The organism is Sphingobacterium micropteri, from assembly GCF_014692515.1.
In the GTDB taxonomy this organism is placed as follows: Bacteria; Bacteroidota; Bacteroidia; order Sphingobacteriales; family Sphingobacteriaceae; genus Sphingobacterium; species Sphingobacterium micropteri.
The window spans coordinates 226272-246993 of sequence record NZ_JACOIK010000005.1; the positions used below are offsets into that span (position 1 = coordinate 226272).

Annotated in this window: 17 protein-coding genes; 15 read left to right on the forward strand and 2 right to left on the reverse strand. The window is 42.5% G+C overall.

What is annotated here, in order from left to right; all coding sequences use genetic code 11:
* Positions 1–16 precede the first annotated feature (16 nt).
* From H8B06_RS08695 to H8B06_RS08750, 12 genes are all read left to right on the forward strand, one after another.
* A complete protein-coding gene (locus H8B06_RS08695; RefSeq protein ID WP_223857553.1) occupies positions 17–1732 on the forward strand; it encodes a hypothetical protein in 1716 nt (571 codons plus the stop codon).
* 115 nt (positions 1733–1847) lie between these two features.
* Complete coding sequence (locus H8B06_RS08700) at positions 1848–5102, forward strand: SusC/RagA family TonB-linked outer membrane protein (protein WP_223857554.1); 3255 nt, start codon at positions 1848–1850, stop codon at positions 5100–5102.
* 26 nt (positions 5103–5128) lie between these two features.
* A complete protein-coding gene (locus H8B06_RS08705) occupies positions 5129–6586 on the forward strand; it encodes a RagB/SusD family nutrient uptake outer membrane protein (protein WP_190993889.1) in 1458 nt (485 codons plus the stop codon).
* 28 nt (positions 6587–6614) lie between these two features.
* Positions 6615–7784: a sialidase family protein gene (locus tag H8B06_RS08710; protein ID WP_190993890.1), complete on the forward strand. Its 1170-nt coding sequence runs from the start codon at positions 6615–6617 to the stop codon at positions 7782–7784.
* 39 nt (positions 7785–7823) lie between these two features.
* The gene (locus tag H8B06_RS08715; protein ID WP_190993891.1) at positions 7824–8945 is read left to right on the forward strand and encodes a family 43 glycosylhydrolase; all 1122 of its coding nucleotides are present in this window, start codon (positions 7824–7826) and stop codon (positions 8943–8945) included.
* A gap of 42 nt (positions 8946–8987) precedes the next feature.
* Positions 8988–10811: a beta-N-acetylhexosaminidase gene (locus H8B06_RS08720; protein WP_190993892.1), complete on the forward strand. Its 1824-nt coding sequence runs from the start codon at positions 8988–8990 to the stop codon at positions 10809–10811.
* A 37-nt stretch (positions 10812–10848) separates the two neighbouring features.
* Positions 10849–11742 (forward strand): hypothetical protein, encoded by an 894-nt coding sequence (locus tag H8B06_RS08725; RefSeq protein ID WP_223857555.1) that lies wholly within the window; start codon positions 10849–10851, stop codon positions 11740–11742.
* An 84-nt stretch (positions 11743–11826) separates the two neighbouring features.
* Positions 11827–13071 (forward strand): MFS transporter, encoded by a 1245-nt coding sequence (locus tag H8B06_RS08730; RefSeq protein ID WP_190993894.1) that lies wholly within the window; start codon positions 11827–11829, stop codon positions 13069–13071.
* Entirely contained in the window at positions 13071–13868 is a 798-nt protein-coding gene (locus tag H8B06_RS08735; protein WP_190993895.1) for an HpcH/HpaI aldolase family protein, read from the forward strand. The genes H8B06_RS08730 and H8B06_RS08735 overlap by 1 nt, the downstream gene beginning before the upstream one ends.
* Entirely contained in the window at positions 13869–14816 is a 948-nt protein-coding gene (locus H8B06_RS08740) for an aldo/keto reductase (RefSeq protein WP_223857556.1), read from the forward strand.
* On the forward strand, positions 14813–15730 hold the full coding sequence (locus tag H8B06_RS08745) for a Gfo/Idh/MocA family oxidoreductase (protein ID WP_190993896.1): 918 nt from the start codon (positions 14813–14815) through the stop codon (positions 15728–15730). The genes H8B06_RS08740 and H8B06_RS08745 overlap by 4 nt, the downstream gene beginning before the upstream one ends.
* 56 nt (positions 15731–15786) lie before the next feature.
* Complete coding sequence (locus H8B06_RS08750; RefSeq protein ID WP_190993897.1) at positions 15787–16566, forward strand: SDR family oxidoreductase; 780 nt, start codon at positions 15787–15789, stop codon at positions 16564–16566.
* Here H8B06_RS08750 and H8B06_RS08755 read toward each other — a convergent pair.
* A complete protein-coding gene (locus H8B06_RS08755; RefSeq protein WP_190993898.1) occupies positions 16563–17444 on the reverse strand; it encodes an AraC family transcriptional regulator in 882 nt (293 codons plus the stop codon). The genes H8B06_RS08750 and H8B06_RS08755 overlap by 4 nt on opposite strands.
* Positions 17445–17656: 212 nt before the next feature.
* On the opposite strand from H8B06_RS08755, the gene H8B06_RS08760 reads away from it, so the two are divergent.
* Positions 17657–17932 carry a hypothetical protein gene (locus H8B06_RS08760; RefSeq protein ID WP_190993999.1) on the forward strand — a complete coding sequence of 92 codons (276 nt, stop codon included), beginning with the start codon at positions 17657–17659 and terminating at the stop codon, positions 17930–17932.
* 4 nt (positions 17933–17936) lie between these two features.
* Positions 17937–18338: a DUF983 domain-containing protein gene (locus tag H8B06_RS08765; RefSeq protein ID WP_190993899.1), complete on the forward strand. Its 402-nt coding sequence runs from the start codon at positions 17937–17939 to the stop codon at positions 18336–18338.
* A gap of 16 nt (positions 18339–18354) precedes the next feature.
* On the opposite strand, the gene H8B06_RS08770 is transcribed toward H8B06_RS08765, so the two are convergent.
* Positions 18355–18645, reverse strand: a complete 291-nt coding sequence (locus H8B06_RS08770) for a DUF4286 family protein (RefSeq protein WP_190993900.1) — start codon at positions 18643–18645, stop codon at positions 18355–18357.
* 439 nt (positions 18646–19084) lie between these two features.
* Between H8B06_RS08770 and H8B06_RS08775 the strand changes: the two genes are divergently transcribed.
* On the forward strand, positions 19085–20722 hold the full coding sequence (locus H8B06_RS08775; protein WP_223857557.1) for an alpha/beta hydrolase family protein: 1638 nt from the start codon (positions 19085–19087) through the stop codon (positions 20720–20722).

A 20722-nucleotide genomic window follows, 5' to 3' on the forward strand; every position in this document is an offset into this window, starting at 1 on the left:
ACCTTTAATTCCCATCATGATTATGTATAAAATTTTTATTAGTATAATTTTAGTTGCGTTGAATCTGCAGGGGCTTTTTGCTCAACAGGGGGAAACCATCAATTATAATGACGATAAGGATGTAAAGCTGCTTTTTGACTACTACCATCATAATCTTCCCTCGACCAAGGTAGGAAATCATATCGTCACGGGGAGCTGGTTAGATTCGGATGGACGGTATGGTTGGAATGATTTCGTGCATACCAATACACTTGACCATGCTTATACTATCCTTTCCAAAGAGTATTCGATTTCCATGAGCCGGTCTCCATATAGTGAGCAGCTTTTGAAAGGTTTTGATGGCGTGGTAATTTTTGCGGCAGATAACCCGGACTTAATAGCTGGCGCTAAAGTGATCAGCGATCAAGAAATTTCTGTGTTAGAAAAGTTCGTGGAGGAAGGAGGAAGTTTGATGCTGATGTTGAATGCGATGGTAGAGGATCGTTTTAGTGAATCTTTTGAAACCAACCAGGTTAAAAAGTTGCTACGAAAGTTTGGGTTAGCATGGAACAATGACGATACCCATTATTCAGACAATATCATACCGTCAGGACATCCCTATTTCTATGATGTGCCCGTATTTCATTACGGCGCGGGATGTACCCTTAACATACTGCCGGAAGCAGAAAATCCGGAAGTTTTATTGGATGTCTACTCGGATAGTACGTACACCGATCGTTCTGTATCTGGGCCTGGTATCGTGATGGTTCGCCCCGGGAAAGGAAAGGTAATACTGGTTGGTGATGCTGGTTCCTGGACGGGAAATATATCTCGACCATGGGCGGACAACGGAAAGATATTGCAGCAATTGTTTCGGTACATGAAACCTGACCAAGGCGTGCGTTCTGTAGATTATTCGACCTATCAATCCCTACAGTATGAAGTCAGTGTCGCGGGTTTACAAGCGGTCCCCGAGGCTAACTCTCTCGCTATGATATCTCACCCTGAATATAGACTTTTCATGCCGCGACCTACAACGCAGATGCCATATTTTGAGGCTTCTGCAACGGTGGATCTCGCGGTGCAAACAGATTCAGTCACAAATTCTTTTCTTTCGGATATCGCTATACATAATTTTAAGTGGTTTGATAAACCAGCCAAAGACAACGAAGGCCAAAAGATTGCTATGCGGATAAACAGGCAGGGTAAAACTTCTGCTGTACAGACAGAAGGGAAATATGCACAATGGTTGGCGTCGGATATCGCTATATTGTCCGCATTGTTGCCGACAGATGGTCTGCGACCGGGAGATACGTGGCAATCGATAGAAAATATCAGGATTCCTGCTTTGCGCGCGACTGATTTACCGGCTGTAAAAATGAAAGAGCTGGATATCCACTATGAAAAAGATATATGGTATGAAGGTACACGCTGTCGATTGCTGGTGTCTTCTGGGGAAGCATGGCTGTCTGACTGGGGAATCACGGTGGAAGATATATTGCCGGAAGAAGAAATAAAGCGAGTAGGGGGCTCAAATTACCACTTTTTGAACGAGCGTGGGGGAAAGATTTTATTTAAACGTGAACAATGGGTGGATATGAATACGGGTGTCGTATTGGAGGGGCGGTTACAGACAAGAATAATTACCTGGATACAGGATAAACGAAGACCAATAGGCACGCGTAATCTTGATAAAGACAACGAGGCAATTGTTTCTATGGCAAATACGACAACATTTAAACTTAAACAATGAAAATAGGGTGAGTGAAATATTGTATCGGTAATTTACATAAAAGTAGTAGGTGGGGGAGCGGTTTACGTCTAAATTTGGTAATGTAATAATACTTATAATCAGCTCCCTTACAATTATGGTTAAAAATATACAATTGAATTTAAGCAAATCATCATCCGATAAAGAGGATACCATGAGTTCCAGTATGTATCTGAATCGGACAGCATTACTGTTATTTTTTGTTTGTTCCAGTTTCTTAGCGTATGCACAAACGATCGTTACAGGGAAGGTAGTAGATCAGGATAAAAAACCTGTATCAAGTGTAACTATTACAGAAAAGGGAACACAAAACGGAACGTTAACAGGAGAAGATGGAGCCTTTAGCTTAGCGGTAAACTCGAACCAAAGTATTTTGGTCATTAGCGCCATCGGAAAGAAAACCATCGAAGTGTCTGCATCTAGTTCTACACTTGCCGCTATCTCCCTTGAAAATGACGACACCAATATTGAGGAGGTATTAGTCGTAGGTTATGGTACGCAATCCAGGGAGACGTTAACAACAGCTATTTCCAAAATGGATGAAAAGGTGCTGGAGAATGTTTCCTTTGCCAATCCAGCATCAGCTTTACAAGGAACGGTGTCGGGTGTTCGTGTTCAAAGCACCTCCGGACAACCAGGTGCTGCACCGCGTGTAATTATTCGGGGTGGTACATCCATTAACAATCCAAATGGCGCTAGTCCTTTATACATCATCGATGGTGTTATCCGTTCGAACATGAACGATATCAACGCCGATGATATTGCTTCCATGCAAGTATTGAAAGATGCCGCCTCGACTTCCATTTACGGCGCTAGAGGGTCAAATGGTGTGGTTATCATCACCACCAAATCGGGCAATGCTAACCGTACGCAAATTGAGTACTCCTATAATTTGTCATCTTCGAACGTAGGTAAATTGTATGATATGGCTTCTGCTCGGGATTATATTTATTATTCTCGAGTTGGTGCGCAGGTGGCGGAGCGTAAAGTGCCGGGTTCCATCAATCTTTTAACGCAACCGACTGGTTTTGGCACAGGTAATGACTTGACCAACAATACCGGTTTTACAACACAATATTTAACGGATGCGAATAAACATAAATTGGATGAGGGATGGCAATCGATGACGGATCCGACCGATCCCAGTAAAACGATTATCTTCCAAGAAACCAATTGGCAGGATGTCTTATTCCAAAATAGTTTATCCCATGATCACCACCTGGCGGTATCTGGCGGTACAGACCGTGCTACCGTAAATGCAAGCATTGGTTACATGAAGAGTGATGGTATCGCCATTACGACTTTCTACGACCGTATTTCAGCGAACCTGAATTCGGACTTAAAGGTTAACGATAAATTGACGGTTAATGGCAAGATGATGTACAGTTATTCGACCAATAATGTTGTGTATAGCGATTCGGAGTTATTCTTTAGAGCAGCTAATCTAGCGCCAACCGCCAAGTACACTTTTGAAGACGGTACGTTAGCTCCAGGACAGGCTCGGAACACCGGTAATCCGGTTTATCATCTGCATAAAAGAGACAATAAAGCGGCTACGGAGAATTTAACATTAGCACTTTCTGCAGATTGGAAGCCAATTGAAGGGTTAACAGTTTCACCCCAGGTTTCCCTGTACAAAGTAACGGGTGATAATTATGTGTTTACCCATGCTTACCTGAATGGAGTTGGTAATGTCAATACAACCCGAGCTGCATCTTCTGCCTACAATAAAAATATGCAGACCCAAGCTGACCTAACGGCTAATTACATGAAAAGCTATGGGAACCATGCCTTTGAGGCTATGGTAGGTTTCTCTTACTTCCAAAGATATATATATGGCTTTAATGCATCTGGACAAGGAGCAGCAACGGATTTGATCCCTACTTTGAATGCATCTTCTACACCTGTTTCCGTAAATGGAAATGAAACCATATTTGCTATGGTAGGGTATTTCTCTCGCTTAAACTATAATTATGCGCAAAAGTACCTGCTTTCCGTAACGGCAAGATATGACGGGGCATCTAATCTGGGCGCCAACTACCGTTGGGGCTTTTTTCCGGGTGTTTCCATAGGATGGAATATGCATAAGGAAGATTTCTTTGCGAATGTACAACCTTATTTATCGACTTTGAAATTAAGAGCTAGTTATGGTGTGAATGGTAATATTTCAGGATTATCAGATTTCCATGCGCAAGGATCTTATGCTGTCGGTAGCCGTTATTTGGATGAATCTGCTGTACAGAATACCGTTTTGGCTAATCCTAACTTGAAATGGGAGCAATCCAAGACCTTAGATTTCGGGGTAGATTTAGGTTTTATGGATAATCGGTTCAACATCTTATTCGATTACTACAATAGAAGAACAGATGATTTGATCACAAACTTGACTTTACCCCCATCGACTGGATTCTCTAGCATTTCAACCAATTTGGGAAGCCTTCAAAATAAGGGTATTGAATTGGAATTGAATGCCGATATTTTACCCAGAACCTCTGCTTTAGGCTGGAATGTTGGTTTCAATATCTCCACGACCAAGACCAAAATCTTGAAACTACCTGACAATGGGGTATTGCATAATCGTGTGGGCGGTGTATATGTTTGGGATAACGCTTCAAATGGTTATGCTTGGATGGGTGGATTGCAAGAGGGAGGCCGTATAGGGGACTTCTACGGTTGGCAACAAGATGGTATCTATAGAACCGATGCTGAAGCTGCTAATGCGCCTGTGGATCTAACCATGCCTTTTGCAGATAAGACTAAATATGGAGGCGATGTGAATTATGCGGATTTAGATCGTAATGATACCCTAGATACACGTGATTTAACCTATCTGGGAAACCCCTATCCAACCGTAACGGGCGGTTTTTCTACTGCTGTAAACTATAAAGGTTTCTCGCTTTATGCGCGTATGGACTACACGAAAGGACATACGATCTATAACTATGCGAAAATCTTCCTAAGCGGCCTGTGGGCTCCAAACTTAAATATTCCGCAGGAAATGATTGATCGGGGATGGAAGCAAGATGGAGATATTGCGGAGCGCCCGCAATATATACCGGGAACAGCGAATTATAGTTATTGGAGAGGTAGTGCTTATCACTTATCTTCCACCAACTCTGCGTTCTACGAGAAAGGGGATTTCCTGACCCTACGTGAAGTGACCATCGCTTATCAAGTGCCTTCTGCATGGACCGAACGTGTTAAACTAAAAAACGTGCGTGTGAATGTGACCGGTAGTAATCTCTATTATTTCACAAAATATACAGGTATGAATCCAGAGGATGGCGGTACGGATCAAGGTCGTTATCCTATCCCTCGTAATTTCTCTGTTGGACTGAAAGCAGCATTTTAATTCGTACACGTAAATCAAACAGGGTTATGAAAAAATCAATCATAAAATTAAGTCTACTAGCAGCTGTACTTTCTTTTCAAACAGGCTGTAATACATCTTTAGAATTAGATCCTACGAGTGTGATCACCAATGAATCCTTCTGGAAAACGGAAGATGATGCACAAGGAGGAATAACAAGTTTATATGTCAAACAACGTAGTTTAGCAAGTTTAAATTTATTCATCTGGGGAGAGGCGCGCAGTGAGGTGATGGAATGGGGGAAAGTAAGTGGTACCCTGGATTACGATCGTTATTACCTGAATACGTTGAACAGCGTTTCTGCTGGTCCTTCCTGGCAAAACGTTTACTCGGCTATCAATGATGCAAATTTGGTCTTAAAGTACGTTCCGAATATTTCGTTTGCTAACGAGGCGAACAAAAATAACCTTTTAGCACAAGCCTATGTTTCCCGTGCATTCCTTTACTTTGTACTGGTAAAAACTTGGGGAGAAGTGCCTATCCGTACAGAACCGGTAGAAGGTGCAGAACCGGACGTAATCCAAAAAGCAAGATCATCTCAAGAACAAGTTTTCACGCTTATCAAAGATGATTTGGAAAAAGCGAATTCGCTGTTTTCCAGCTATGGTTTTATCAAAAGTAGAAACTACTGGTCTAAGGCTGGTGTCCAGGCATTGAAGGCTGATGTATACTTATGGACGGCCAAGAGATTAAATGGTGGAAATGCGGATTTCCAAACAGCGCTAACCGCTTGTGATGAAGTAGCGAAAGCAGATGTTTCTTTATTGCCTAATTATGCTGATCTATTCAAATATGGAAATAAGAACAACAAAGAAGTAATTATGGCTATTGGGAATAAGGAATTTGAAGTTGGGAATAATTATTTTGCAAATCTATATTCTTCCCGCTTGCCAAATGAGGTAGACCCAACGACCAATGAGATCATTGGCCAGACTTCAGGAGGTATGGTTTGGACGGTAACGGATTTGGCTAAGAACCAATTCAAAGATGGAGATTTACGAAAAGCAGCTTCGGTATTGGATATGCCGGCGCCTGGATTCTATCCGACCTTAATCTTAAAAGGTAGGGGAACATTAATTTCTGGCGTGCGTTATTTCACGAGTGATTTTGTGATCTACCGTTATGCGGATGTGCTGTTGATGAAAGCGGAAGCCAAAAATGGATTAGGTCAAGACCCTTCCACAGAAATGAACCTGGTGAGACAAAGAGCTTATGGAGCCGCTTATGAAGCCAATAGATTTGTAAATGGCAGTACCGTACAGAATGATCAAGCTATACTGCAAGAACGCTTATTGGAATTGATGTTTGAGGGTAAACGTTGGTGGGATTTGGTTCGTTTTAATAAAGCATTTGAACTCGTGCCTACCTTAGAAGGAAAGGCTAATCAGAAACACTTGGAATATTTCCCGATCTCGGAACAAGTATTAAGTTTGGAACCGTTGGTTGAACAAACTGATGGGTATTAATATCTATGGAATAGCATAACTATTGAACATGATGAAAAAAAATAAAATAGTCGGATTAGCCCTAGCCATGTTGCTTTCTTCGCAATTAGGTTTTGGACAATCGAGTACGATAAAGAAAGTTAAGGATATCATTGTCTATCAAGATACATTGTTTTATAATGCGTTTCCTTCGGTCATAAAAAAGAAAGATGGCGAATTCCTTGTCGCGTTCCGGCAAGCCCCCAATCGGCGTATATTCGGTACAGAGAAGATTTCGCATGTAGATCATAATAGCTATCTCGTCACGTTGAAATCCAAAGATGGCGAGCAGTGGTCTACATCTCCGGAATTACTCTATGCGCATGCATTTGGTGGATCGCAGGATCCCTGCCTGATACAACTGAAAGACGGTACATTGCTCTCGGCCAGCTATGGCTGGACAACCGTTGATAAACGTATAGAAAATCCGGAAAAACCCTTTTTTAATTCAGGTGGTTTTACGTTTCTGGGTGGATATCTCTTGCGGTCAACAGATAAAGGAAAGAGTTGGCAAGGGCCTTATTATCCACCGAACGTGCCAGATGAGATACATTATGACCCCTTCGGACAGCCGATGTCGGCCTATAATCGCGGAGCGTTGTACGAAACAAAAGATGGTCGTGTGTTGTGGGTAGTGGCTGCGCATGATCGCCCGGGCAAAACATCCAATTACTTGTTGATCTCACATGATAAGGGATTAACTTGGACGTATTCGGGCGTGGTGGCAAAGGATGACAAGATATCGTTCAATGAAACATCGGTTTATGAAACACCAAAAGGGGATATTGTGGCATTTATGCGCACGGCTAGGTATGATGATCAGGCCTGTATAGCACGTTCAACAGATGGGGGAAAGACATTCAAATGGGAAAGCATGGGATTTAAAGGACATCCTTTGCAGGCGATGCGATTACCAGACGATAGAGTTTTCGTAGTTTATGGATACAGACACCAACCCTTTGGCATTCGTGCCCGGATTTTAAATGCGGAGTGTACCGATTTTGCTACGGCTGAGGAATTTGTAATCCGGGAGGACGGTGGCAGTTGGGATATCGGTTATCCTTGGTCTGTACAATTGGACAAGAACAGGGTTTTGGTCGTTTATTATTATAATCAAGACGATGGCCCACGATACATTGCAGGTAGTATTTTGGAAGTGGAACCTCAAAAAGGTAAGTAAACGCATTCCAGAAGTGTTATACTAATTTGAATAAATACCATGAGAAATAGACATTTGAAATATGGCATATTGCTTGCCATAACCGTCTGCCTTATAGGATGTGGAAAAGGCAGCAGTCCGGATAACAAGGAGGAAACGCCCCCGCAGCCGGAAGAGGAACCAAAGGAAGAGGTTTCCGGTAACTATACGAATCCGGTTTTTGAGCCGATATTAGCTGATCCGACGGTTACGCGGGATCCCAGTACCGGCATTTTTTACGCCATTGGTACGTCAGACGATTGGGGTGACGGCAAAGGCCACCGGCTGATGCCAGTACTGAAGTCAACGGATCTGGTGAACTGGACGATCCTGGGCGATGCCTTTATATCCAAACCGACGTGGAAAAAAGAAAGGGAAAACGAAAGTTCTCTATGGGCAGGGGACCTCACCAGGGTCAATGGCATGTACTACCTTTATTATTCCTATTCTGCATGGGCAGACGCCAATCCCGCAATAGGCCTGGCCACCTCCCCCAGTCCGTCTGTACCGTTTGCGGATCAGGGCAAACTGTTTTTCACCAGTGAGGTTGGTGTGCCCAATTCCATCGATCCGCTGTATTGGGAAGAAGGAGAGAAAAAATATCTGTTTTGGGGGAGCTATAGTAATGCGGCTAATCAGGGTACGTACGGCATAGAACTGTCGGCAGACGGCAGATCGGTTCCTGACCTGAGCAAAAAGTTTAAGATTGCCGCAGGAGATTTCGAAGCGGTCGTGCTGCACAAACGGGATGGATATTACTATTTCTTTGGGTCAAGAGGGCACTGCTGTGACGGTGCAGCCAGTACATACCATGTCCGGATTGCCCGGTCCACAACGCTCGCAGGACCCTATCTGGACAAAAACGGAAAGGATATCCGGGAACGTGGAAATGGGACATTATTTCTACAGGGCAACGAGGTGTATGCCGGTCCCGGTCACAATGCACGTTTGATCGCCGATGATGAGGGTACGGACTGGTTTATATACCATGCAATAGATAAAGAAAAGGCAAAAGTTTCTAGCGGGGCGACCCGAAGGGTACTGATGCTGGATAAGGTAACCTGGACGGATGGATGGCCTGTGATTGAAGGGAACTCACCCAGTGTGGCTGAAAAACCAGCACCGGTATTTAAGAAGAAATAAACAGATTCACAAGGATACGGTAGCGTAAGATAAACCGAAAATATGGCAAAGATTTTTTATTTCCTCGTATTTATTTTTTTCTGTTTTAAAGTGGGTGCGCAGGAATCCGATCAGCAACTATCACTGATTCCGCAGCCTTTGCAAATGGAGCAGCATGCTGGCTATTTCAAGTTGGATCGGAACGTAACGGTTAAAGCCGATGGGACAGACGCCGAGCTTGATAAACTGGCTGATCTTTTTCTTCAGGGAGTATACGATCGTACGGGATTATCCCTAAAGAAAGGAAAATCAGATGAAAAAGGGAAATCCATCCTTTTCGAAATGGTACCCGATACGTTGGGCAATGAAGGCTACAGACTATCTGTTACCGATAAAGAACTCGTTGTCCAAGCCGCTAAAGCTAACGGTATATTCTATGGTATCCAGACCATCTACCAACTCCTCCCCACAGATCAACGGAAATCAATCCTACTGCCGTCCTTGTCTATCGTCGATAAACCGCGTTTTGGTTGGAGGGGATTGATGCTGGATGTGGGAAGATATTTCTATTCGGTGGAATATGTCAAGAAATTTATCGACTACCTCTCGATGCACAAGCTGAACGTGTTCCATTGGCACCTGACCGAGGATCACGGTTGGCGTATAGCGATAAAGAAATATCCCAGATTGACTGAAGTCGGTGCCTGGCGGTCGGGAACAAACTTCCAACCGGGGAACAACATTGACCATAATCCCCATGGTGGTTTTTATACACAGGAAGAGATTAAGGAAGTGGTAGCCTACGCCAAGGACCGTTATGTAACGGTAGTCCCTGAAATTGAGCTTCCCGGTCACTCGCTTGCAGCCTTGGCGGCTTATCCGGATCTGTCATGCACGGGTGGTCCCTTTCAGATACCGGAAAAATGGGGGATACAGGAAGATATTTACTGTGCGGGAAAAGAAGAAGTGTTTGTGTTTCTTGAAAACGTACTCGCGGAAGTGTTTGAACTTTTTCCAAGTGAAATTATCCATATTGGAGGCGATGAAGCACCCAAAAAACGCTGGTCGGCCTGTCCGCACTGTCAAAAGCGCATAAAGGAAGAAGGCCTTAAAGACGAACACGAACTGCAGAGTTACTTTATAACCCGAGTGGAAAGATTCTTGAATAGTAAGGGAAGAAAAATAATCGGGTGGGACGAGATACTGGAGGGTGGGCTAGCGCCTAATGCAGCGGTGATGTCGTGGCGTGGTACGAAAGGTGGGATAGCCGCAGCGAAGATGGGGCATCCGGTGGTGATGACGCCGACCTCACACATGTATTTTGATTATTTTCAAGGTGAGCCCTATCTGGAGCCTTACGCCATATGGGGGCATGTCCCACTGCGGAAAGTATATGGTTATGAACCCGTACCGGAAGAGCTTACCATTGAAGAACAGAAGTACATCTTGGGCGTGCAGGGAAATTTATGGAGCGAATTTATTCATTCACCAGAAATGAACGAATATATGACCTACCCCAGAGGGGCCGCACTGGCGGAGATCGCATGGAGCAATGCGGAACGGAAGGACTGGGAAGATTTTAAAAGACGCCTGGAAGAGCAATATAACCGTTATGAACAGAAAGGGATCAATTATTCTCGCAGTGCATACCAGGTTTATTTTGAAGTTACGGATGATGTAGGCCGTAATACGTCAACCGTTAACCTATTAACAGATAGTTATCAGCCGGAGATATATTATACATTGGATGGCAGTGAACCTACCCTTCAGTCGAGCCGGTTCGAAGGTCCATTTGAGGTGCCTATACATAAAACGGTTCGTGCAGCTACATTTAAAGATGGTCAACGGATCAGCCCGGTAAGTCTCCGGTCAATAGTGCATTTTTAAAGAAACAGACTATTTAAAGGATATGACAGGCTTCCGAATGGGTTTACTTTTATTGATTAGTATTCCTTTATGCAGCATAGGACAAACAAAAGAAATGGCTTTAGCAGACTTAAAATCACTTTTATATTCCGAAAAGGAATGGGTAAAGGTTCATGTAGCTGAATTTCTATTATGGGAGAATTGTTATGTGGATGAAGTACGGGTTGAATTTTTAAAAGAAGAGGAGCAGTTTGGCCATATTCCCAAGTATCGTATAGGTATTTGGCGTGTGTTGGTTCAGGCAGCTACAGATGAGAAAAATAAACAATATTGGATAGATAAGATTATGACGGCCTATCGTAATCCCGAGGGCGAGGATAGGCTTCATGCCATCGAAACACTAGCAAAGCTACAGGTCGGTGTGGTTCAGGATTTGCCAACCGGACTAGAAAGTTCCTTCCGGTTGTATTCGCTTTGGAACTATACGATAGGATCAGCGGAAAAAAAGCAAACAGTAAAGAATATGCTTCTCCAAGATTTGGTAAGTAATAAGCTAACAGAACTGGAAAGGCACGTAACGTCTTATATTCTTCGGTATATTGGTCCATTAGCAGAAGATGAATATAGGCAGGTAGAAGCTTGGATGAGGAAGGATGATTTGAAACCTGATTTGCGGAGTAATCTATTGGCAACGTTGTTGATCTCGGGGCCAGAAAGCCAGTCTGCCAATGTGATGCGGTCGTTAAAAGAAGAATTATACGCCATACGAAATGAAAGTGAAGCGATACCGCACATCATGACGGCATTGGCACAGAAAGGCGATGCTAACGACCGAAAAATTGTGGTGGATATGTATACGAATATGCGGGATATTGGTAGCAAGGATTATAATACTGATCTTCATGCTACAGCAGCGTATATGGTATTGAACGTGTTGAGAATTGTAAAATAGTACCAGTAATTCGTTAAATCGCATATCACAGAAGCAGGGCTATTCCCTTATATTTGTTCAGCACGCACTTTTAATGTGATATACATGACTAATCGAAAATACTATCCTTGGTTGCTTGTCGGACTCCTATGTGTTATAGGCTGCCTTAACTATCTGGATCGGATGATGATCGTCACGATGCGCAGCAGCATTATCGAGGAGATACCGATGACGGATGCACAGTTTGGGCTGTTGACGTCCGTCTTCCTATGGGTTTATGGTTTCTCCAGCCCTGTGGCAGGTTACATTGCCGATCGTTTTAATCGAAGCATCGTCATTATTGGTAGTTTATTCGTGTGGTCATTGGTTACCTGGTTGACCTCCCTCGCAACTTCATTTGAATATTTGTTAGCTGCGAGGGCATTGATGGGCATTAGTGAAGCTTTTTACATACCGGCGGCAATGGCACTGATTATGGACTGGCATTCGGACAGGACAAAATCTACCGCTGTTGGATTGCATGTAGGCGGGATTATGATCGGACAAAGTTTGGGGTTTATCGGTGGTTGGATTGCCGAAACACATACGTGGCATTATGCTTTTCATATTTTTGGCGTTATAGGCGTAGTCTACGCGGTGGCGTTGATTTTCTTATTGAAAGACCGCAAGAAATCATCCGTTAAAGCCGCCGTTTCCACGGATGAAATACCCGAAAAAATAGATTTTAAATTGGCGATACAGAGCCTATTCCGCAATCGAGCTTTTGTAATGGTTGTCGTGATATGGGGATTGGCAGGGGCGATCAGCTGGATGATAAACGGATGGCTACCGACCTATTATAAAGAACAGTTCAATCTCTCACAGACAGAAGCTGGTTTGTATTCCACAGCGTATTTTTTTCCGGTTATGCTTGTCGGTGTGATTTTAGGCGGAGCTATAGCGGATTGGTGGTCGAAGACAAATAGTAAAGCCCGGATATGGTTGCCGGCGATCGGCTTTATAATGGCTGTTCCGGCTGTATTTATCGCAAGTTATACAACCCTCTTATGGGCGACGGTAGGTGGTTTTCTGATATACGCACTGACACGGCCTTTCATTGACGCGAATATGATGCCTATTTTGGGAATGATTGCTGATAAGCGGTATCTTGCTACCGGCTACGGTTTTTTGAACCTCTGTAGTTGTATCATAGGAGGTGTGGGGATATATGCTGCAGGTGCACTACGGGACGGACAGGTAAACCTGAATGTCATTTTTCAAGTGGCCGCATTGAGCATGATTGTTTGTGCATTCCTGTTGTTCCGTTTGAAACCGAAAAACGAGGGTGATGAAATTGAAAAAATAACATAATGAGAAGAAGTAAGGTATTACAAAAATTGCGAACAGGCGAAACAGCAAGTTGCTTTAAGATTAATTTAAAAGACACACAATCTGTGGAAATAGCTGCTATCAGTGGATTCGACTGTATCTGGGTGGATTTGGAGCATATCGGCCAAGATTGGTCGGTTATCGCTTCCCACGTGTGGGCAACAAAAGCACATGACACTGATCTAATGGTGAGAGTGCCGAGAGGTGCCTATAGCGATTATATTAAACCGTTGGAATTGGATGCGACGGGTATTATGGTTCCGCATATCATGGGCGTAGAAGATGCAAAAAAAGTCATCCATACGGTACGGTTTTATCCGCAAGGAAAGCGACCAATTGATGGTGGAAATGCGGATGGTACGTATACGGCAATGGATTTCAATACGTATTTGGAAACAGCAAATCGCGAACGTTTTGTCGTATTACAGATTGAAGACCCTGAACCTTTGGATGAGTTGGAAGAAATTGCGCAACTCGAAGGTTTTGATATGCTTTTCTTCGGGCCCGGTGATTTCAGTCAAGGGATAGGTGCGCCTGGCCAATGGGATCATCCGCTTTTGCTCGAAACACGCAAACGTGTGGCGGAGGTAGCTCGCAAAAATGGCAAGTTCGCAGGTACGGTAGGTTCTTCGGCTAATTTACAGGAGTTGTTGGATATGGGATATGATTTTGTAAGTGTAGGAGCTGACGTCGTGGGGTTGACCAATTACTGTCGGGATATGGTAAAAACCTTTGGGGCATCCGTAGACGATAAAGGGAAGTCTTATTTGGAACAATAAATGATGAAAACAAGAATTCTAGGACGAACCGGTCTTTCTGTCTCCGAAATTGCTTTTGGTGGGGTAGAAATAGGAATGCCCTATGGTTTGGGAGCACACGAGATGCCAGATGAAGCATCTGCTATCCAGTTGTTGCAGAAGGCGGTGGAATCTGGCATTAATTTCTTTGATACTGCAAGACATTATGGTGAAAGCGAACGATTGATGGGATTGGCATTTCAAGATATTCGTGATCGGGTCATTTTGGCAACCAAATGTGTACATTTTAAAGATGAAGAAGGGAATATTCCTGCTTATCCGGAATTGAAGGCCATTGTTCGCGAATCCTTGGAAGAGAGTTTAAAAAACTTGAAAACGGATTATGTGGATGTATTCATGGTGCATTACGCGGACATGGATATCCTTCAAAATGAAGATGTGGCTCGTGTCTTTTCGGAAATACAGGGCGAAGGCCATGTTAAAAATATCGGAGTTTCGGTTTACAAAGTGGAAGAGACGGCTAAAGCGATACAATCAGGTATTTGGGATGCCATCCAACTACCATTCAATCTCATGGATCAATCGCACGGTGACTGTTTTCAATATGCGGATGAGAAAGGTGTAGGCATTATTGTTCGTTCTGTATTAATGCGGGGCATGTTGACAGAACGTAAGTTTAAGATGCATAAAGCATTGAAAGAGGTAGAAAACCATTTGGAAGCATATCGTGCGGTTGCGGAAGTACATTTTGATAACTTTCCGGCGTATGCCACTAAGTTTGCCTTGAAACATCCGCAAGTATCTAGCGTATTGGTCGGGATTGATAAAGAGGAATATTTGCATGCCAGTATTCGTAATCTGGAAGGGAATGCACTTTCAAACGAACTTTTTAAAGAATCACAGCAAATGAAATACCCCGATCCCTCATTTTTAAATCTCGCAGAATGGGATAGAAAGGGTTGGTTATGATAAGATTAGGCGTTTTGGGAATGAGCGAGGGAAATGCACATCCATATTCTTGGTCGGCTATTATCAATGGTTGTTTTGATGGACAAGAAATTGCGCGTGTTGGTTATCCGGCGGTTGCGGCCTATTTGGAGGCCAATAAAGATACATTAGGTATTCCAGAGGCGATGGTGACCCATGTGTGGTGCCAGGAAAGGGAGATCGCGGAAAGTATTGCCTGCTCATCCGGTATTGCCGAAGTCGTCGATAATATGGTGGATATGATCGGGAAGATCGATGCAGTTATTTTAGGGCGTGATGATCCGGAAAATCATGTAGCCATGTCAACGCCGTTTGTGGAAGCTGGTGTTCCGATTTTTATAGACAAACCATTGGCTTATTCACAAGATGATTTAGATTGGTTTGCTGCACAAGTGGAACAGGGAAACTTTATCATGTCCTGTTCGTCCATGCGCTATGCGAATGAATGTCGTATTGCAAAACAGGAATTGGGCGCATTGGGGAAAATCGAACTGGTTACGGCTGTAGGAAAGAAGGATTGGAAGAAATATGGTATTCATCTGTTGGAAGCTGTTTTTAGTGTGCTGGATGATCCGCACCCTAGCAGTGTACAACATATCGGCAAACCGGATAAAGAAATTGTGCATGTCCGCTTGGAGGATGGAACGGATGTAGTGCTACATCTATACCAACATGTTTCCGGAACTTTCCAAGCGACATTTTTCGGGCAACAGGGATGGAAGCTCGTGGATATTCGTAATTCCTATTCCATGTTTCGGGACAATATGATCGAGTTTGTGCGTTCAGTTCAGGAAGGAAAACCTCGGTTGGATTTTAAAAAGACACAGCAGTTGATGGCGATACTGATCGGCGCGAAGGAGAGCTACGACCAAGGAGGAAGAGTTGTTTTATTATAGCGTAAATGATTGTGCGCCATTGGCGTGGTAGGGGTAAACTTTTTTAAAATAAAAAGATGAACGTAAAAGAATTATTAAGTTTAAAGGATAAGGTTATTGTGGTTACCGGTGGATCGGGAAACTACGGGAAGTGTATTGTAGAAGGCTTAGCGGAAGCTGATGCGACAGTTATTACCACCTCCCGTGATTTACAACGGGCAGAGGCTACGGCGGCAGGATTCAGAGAACAGGGTTTGGACGTTCATGCTATGGCAGTCGATCAGGACGATTACGAATCGATGTTGGCATTAAAGAACAATATTTTGGCGCGTTACGGCAGATTGGATGGTTTTGTGAACAATGCGGTTTCCCGCCCTGTTAAAGGATACCGTGCACCTATCGAACAGTTTGAAGCGTCTATGCGCTCTAATGCTACTGGTATGTTTTTTTTGCTGCGTGAATTAAGCGATTTGATCATTCAATCGGGCGGAGGAAGTGTGGTAAGTATTGCATCCATGATGGGAATGAAGGGACCGGACTTGAGCAATTATGAAGGAACAACCGGAATGGGAGATTTGCCTGCGGACTACTTCTTTCATAATGCGGGATTGATTAACCTAACACGTTATATGGGCAAGATGTTGACGGGTAGAAATATACGGTTTAACTGTATTAGTCCGGGCGGATTATTCAATAACCAGCCGGAACAGTTTGTGACGAACTATTGTAAAAAAGTACCATTAGGCAGAATGGCCAATACAGATGATATTAAAGGATTAATTGTCTTGTTAATGTCGAAAGCTGGTGAATATATCAACGGTGAAAATATCCTACTGGATGGTGGATTGAATGCTTAAGCAATCATCGGCTCTGTTTCCAACGCCTTCCTATATTCTTTTGGTGTCATATCTTTAAGCCTTTTAAACTGCCGGTTGAAATTTGCTAAGTTGTTGAAACCACATTCATAGGCTACCGATATAATCGTTTTATCCCTATCTGCCAAAAGCTTGCATACATGACCAATACGTATGGCGTTAAGGTATTCTACAAATGTCATCCTAAAGTGTTCTTTGAAGAAATTGCAGAACGTCGTCGTTGCCATATTGGCTTGGTCAGCGACTTCTTTGAGGGTGATATCCCGATGGAAATTACGTAAAATGTACTCGGTTATTTTACTGAACCTATCGGAATACATATCTCTGGTGTTTTCCATATAGGATGGGCTGGCAAGAAGTTCATATTCCGAACTGTTCGCTAGAATGTCAAATATTTCGAAAAGCGAGGAAAGTCGTTTCAACCCATTTTGGCGGGGCATGTCATTCATGATTTTTGTAATCCGATAACGCGTGTGTCCTAAGATAACCAGTCCTCTGTTGGAAAGATTAAGTGTTTTTTTTAAGGATTCAGCCTCCGGTAAGTTGAAAAAGGTTTCGCCTAAGAAATCTTCGAGAAAGTGTACGACCACAGCGTCAGCAGTTTCTGTATTTTCTTTTTCGAAGTATTTTTGATCGTTTACCCATACGTGAGGGAGGGAGGGACCCATTAATACAAGATCTCCCTCTAAAAATGTGCCTATATGATCTCCAACCATACGGCGGCCGCTACTTTTGTTAACCAGAACAAACTCATATTCCGGATGATAATGCCACGGACAAGGAAAATACAGACCTTGCTCTTTAAATACGATGAATGATTTATCAAACTCTTTCGGTAGTCTATATTCTACGGCTTTCATAACGTTTGTTTATGTGGGTGTATGATACTAATTTACATGTTTTGAGTTAACGAAACAACAATCAGATGTTGTTTTTGAAAAATAAGATTATACATGTAAAAAATTCTATTATAGATTATTCTTGCTAACGTGGTTTACGGTGTAATGTTGGAGTTTGTTTGTTCATTCTTTTCAAAAATGTACTAAACCATAAAATTTTGGTATTTTTGTATATGATTTCAAAATGGACTCCTTTTTTGGTTATACTGGCTGTAGCCATGTTGAGTATCTTCTGTTATACAGAGGTATCCGCGCAATGTGCTATGTGTTCCTTGAACGCGGAAAACAGTGCAGCTAACGGTAACACACAGGGAAAAGGCCTGAATGACGGCATCCTCTTCCTGTTGGCTATTCCCTATTTGATTGCCATAGGAATCGGTATATTATGGTATAAAAAATATCGTAAGAACAATTCGAAAAAGGTTTCACCGTTCGGAGAACAAATCTAATTACATGGCGACATCTAGGTTTACAGCAATGGTGCAGTCTAAATGCCCGAAGTGTAGAGTTGGAAAGGTATTTGAGGGGCCTGTATACGGCTTTAAAAAGCAGAAAATGCATGAGCATTGTCCTCATTGCGGATTAAAGTTTGAGGTAGAACCGGGTTACTTTTATGCGGCTATGTATGTGAGCTATGCTTTTTCCGTAGGAGAGGTGGTTACGTTGGGTTTAACAACCGCTATGTTGACGCACAGTGAATCGCCTTGGGTATATGTTTCTGTTCTTTTTGCGGCCATATTGATCTTTGCACCTTTTAACCTTCGATATTCTCGCTTGGTGTTATTGCATTACCTTTCACCCAAAATCGTATATAACCCAGCTTACCAAGAGGCACTGGATAAAGGGATAGATTAATGCTTTGTTTAATTCGTTATTCTAACGATAGATATTGCATCTTGCTTTCAAAAATGAAAGCTTTCTCGGGGTGATGGGTCGTCAAATACGTCTGTACTTCGGCTACTACATCTTCTTGGAACTTAAGGATTACAGTATCGTCCGCAGCCAAAAGTTGTACACAATAGGTAGTCCCTTCGTGTGGAGAATCCAACATTTTCAAAAAATTTATTTCGTAGGTGCTTGTGCGTAAGTGGGACTTCAGCCAATTAACAACTTGATCGTGACTACGATCCTCAATAATAATAGAGATGTTATATAAAATCATCCGTAAAGATAACAAATTATGCGTAATGCGTGATGCGTACTCGTGATGAGCCTGCCTGCCGTAAGTAGATGAAAAATAAGGATTAACCGGTTAGGAAATAGAAGTGCTTTTCGTGTAAAAATAAGGTTGCACATAGCTTATTATTATAAAAAAATAACAATATTTGAAATTGCAATAGGATTGGAATATGTTTAGATGTTTGCTTTGGATATTTGCTGTGTGTTTGTTTGTTGTTTCAGTTTCATGTGGAAATAAACAAAGTACGAACAAATTAATCCCCATTGAAGATTTTTTTGTCAAGCCCGAAAAAAGTAGTTTCAAAATATCACCTGATGGTCATAGGATTGCTTATTTGGGTATAGACGACCATTGTAAGAATATTTTTGTTTTGGATTTGCAGGACAAAAATAAATCAAAGCAACTTACCTATCAATCAGATATGAATGTTCAGTATTTTTTCTGGGCTTCCGATTCCTTGATTGTATATTCCAATAGTCATTCACCGCAAGATAGTTTACGCATATATAGTATCTTGGTCGATTCCGAAAAAAATACGCTGTTATTGCCCGTGAAGAAAGCCAAACTACGCTGGCTAGCCCCACACACAACCCATCTTAATTATTTGCTTGCGACCTTAAACGATCGAGATTCGACGACATTCGACCTGTATAAAATTTTTGTAGATGGTTCCGCCCCACAGCTGTTAACGCGTAACCCCGGTAACATTTCTAAATGGTTTGCTTCGCCGGACGGAAAAGTGAGGTTGGCAATGACCAATGATAGTGTACAGGAAAGCATTTTGTACAGAGCTGATGAAAATATGCCTTTTCAAGAGGTCGCTAATACAGATTACCAAACATCAATAAGGCCTTTGGGGTTTGTAAAGGATTCCCATACCCATATTTATGCTTTATCTAACCACAACAGAGATCGACTTTCGTTGGTGGAATATAATGTATCTACCGGAGAAGAAGAGCAATTAATATTTGAAAACGAGGAAGTAGATCTGGAATCGGCTGGGTATTCCGACCATTTGCAGGAGCTTATTTATAGTCAATATACGATTAACAAGGTAAAAAGGCATTTCTTCGATCCGACCTTTCAACAATATTTTGATAAGTTATCTGCTAAATTTGATAACCAATCTATGGATATTTTGGATACCGATACGAGTATGCATCATTGGATTGTTAAAATTTATACCGATGTGCATGCCGGTGGAATTTATCATTATAATGTTTTAAATGATACAGCGGAGTTGCTGGAAGAAATGAACCCAAAATTATCAAAGGCAACTTTGTCTCCGAAAGAAGCTGTTAGTTTTCAAAGCCGGGATGGACTGACATTGCATGGGTATCTTACTTATCCGTTAATTGGAAAGCGGGAAAAGTTACCGGTAGTGGTGTTGGTACATGATGGGCCATATCGTCGTGAAACCAGTAATTTTGATGCGGAGGTACAGTTTTTGGCCAATAGAGGTTATCTGGTTTTTCAATTAAATTATAGAGGTTCGGCTGGTTACGGGAAGAATTTTTGGGCAGCTGGTTTTAAAGAATGGGGAGGGAAAATACAAGCCGACATGATCGATGGTGTTACCTGGTTGATACATCAAGGAATCGTTGACAAAAATAGAGTCGCCATCATGGGGAGTGGTTTTGGAGGATATTCAGCGCTACATGCGGCTACCTACAACTCTTCCTTTTATAAGTGCGCTATCTCGATGTCGGGATATACAAACCTTTTTACCTATTTCCGGGAAATTCCGCCTCATCATCAACAGTATGTTCGCCTATTTTATAAAATAATCGGTAATCCGAGTAGCGAATATGAGATGTTTAAGGCGATCTCACCGGTTTTTCATGCGGATAAAGTAAAGATTCCTGTGCTTTTTGCACAAGGCGGAAAAGATAGATTTAGTTCGTTGACGGACGCGAACCAGTTTGTGCAAAAATTAAAAAACAATAACGTGCCGATTAAGTATATATATAGAGAAGAGGAGGGAAGGCGCTTTAAAAGTGAAGAAAACATTATAAACTATTATCAGGAAGTAGAGGACTTCTTGAACAAGTATCTATAA

Coding starts and splice junctions, on each gene's coding strand:
- H8B06_RS08750 (WP_190993897.1), top strand. CDS start 15,787: ATGAACGTAAAAGAATTATTAAGTTTAAAGGATAAGGTTATTGTGGTT.
- H8B06_RS08735 (WP_190993895.1), top strand. CDS start 13,071: ATGAGAAGAAGTAAGGTATTACAAAAATTGCGAACAGGCGAAACAGCA.
- H8B06_RS08715 (WP_190993891.1), top strand. CDS start 7,824: ATGAGAAATAGACATTTGAAATATGGCATATTGCTTGCCATAACCGTC.
- H8B06_RS08705 (WP_190993889.1), top strand. CDS start 5,129: ATGAAAAAATCAATCATAAAATTAAGTCTACTAGCAGCTGTACTTTCT.
- H8B06_RS08770 (WP_190993900.1), bottom strand. CDS start 18,645: ATGATTTTATATAACATCTCTATTATTATTGAGGATCGTAGTCACGAT.
- H8B06_RS08775 (WP_223857557.1), top strand. CDS start 19,085: ATGAATGTTCAGTATTTTTTCTGGGCTTCCGATTCCTTGATTGTATAT.
- H8B06_RS08710 (WP_190993890.1), top strand. CDS start 6,615: ATGATGAAAAAAAATAAAATAGTCGGATTAGCCCTAGCCATGTTGCTT.
- H8B06_RS08725 (WP_223857555.1), top strand. CDS start 10,849: ATGGGTTTACTTTTATTGATTAGTATTCCTTTATGCAGCATAGGACAA.
- H8B06_RS08765 (WP_190993899.1), top strand. CDS start 17,937: ATGGCGACATCTAGGTTTACAGCAATGGTGCAGTCTAAATGCCCGAAG.
- H8B06_RS08745 (WP_190993896.1), top strand. CDS start 14,813: ATGATAAGATTAGGCGTTTTGGGAATGAGCGAGGGAAATGCACATCCA.
- H8B06_RS08695 (WP_223857553.1), top strand. CDS start 17: ATGATTATGTATAAAATTTTTATTAGTATAATTTTAGTTGCGTTGAAT.
- H8B06_RS08755 (WP_190993898.1), bottom strand. CDS start 17,444: ATGAAAGCCGTAGAATATAGACTACCGAAAGAGTTTGATAAATCATTC.
- H8B06_RS08720 (WP_190993892.1), top strand. CDS start 8,988: ATGGCAAAGATTTTTTATTTCCTCGTATTTATTTTTTTCTGTTTTAAA.
- H8B06_RS08740 (WP_223857556.1), top strand. CDS start 13,869: ATGATGAAAACAAGAATTCTAGGACGAACCGGTCTTTCTGTCTCCGAA.
- H8B06_RS08730 (WP_190993894.1), top strand. CDS start 11,827: ATGACTAATCGAAAATACTATCCTTGGTTGCTTGTCGGACTCCTATGT.
- H8B06_RS08700 (WP_223857554.1), top strand. CDS start 1,848: ATGGTTAAAAATATACAATTGAATTTAAGCAAATCATCATCCGATAAA.
- H8B06_RS08760 (WP_190993999.1), top strand. CDS start 17,657: ATGATTTCAAAATGGACTCCTTTTTTGGTTATACTGGCTGTAGCCATG.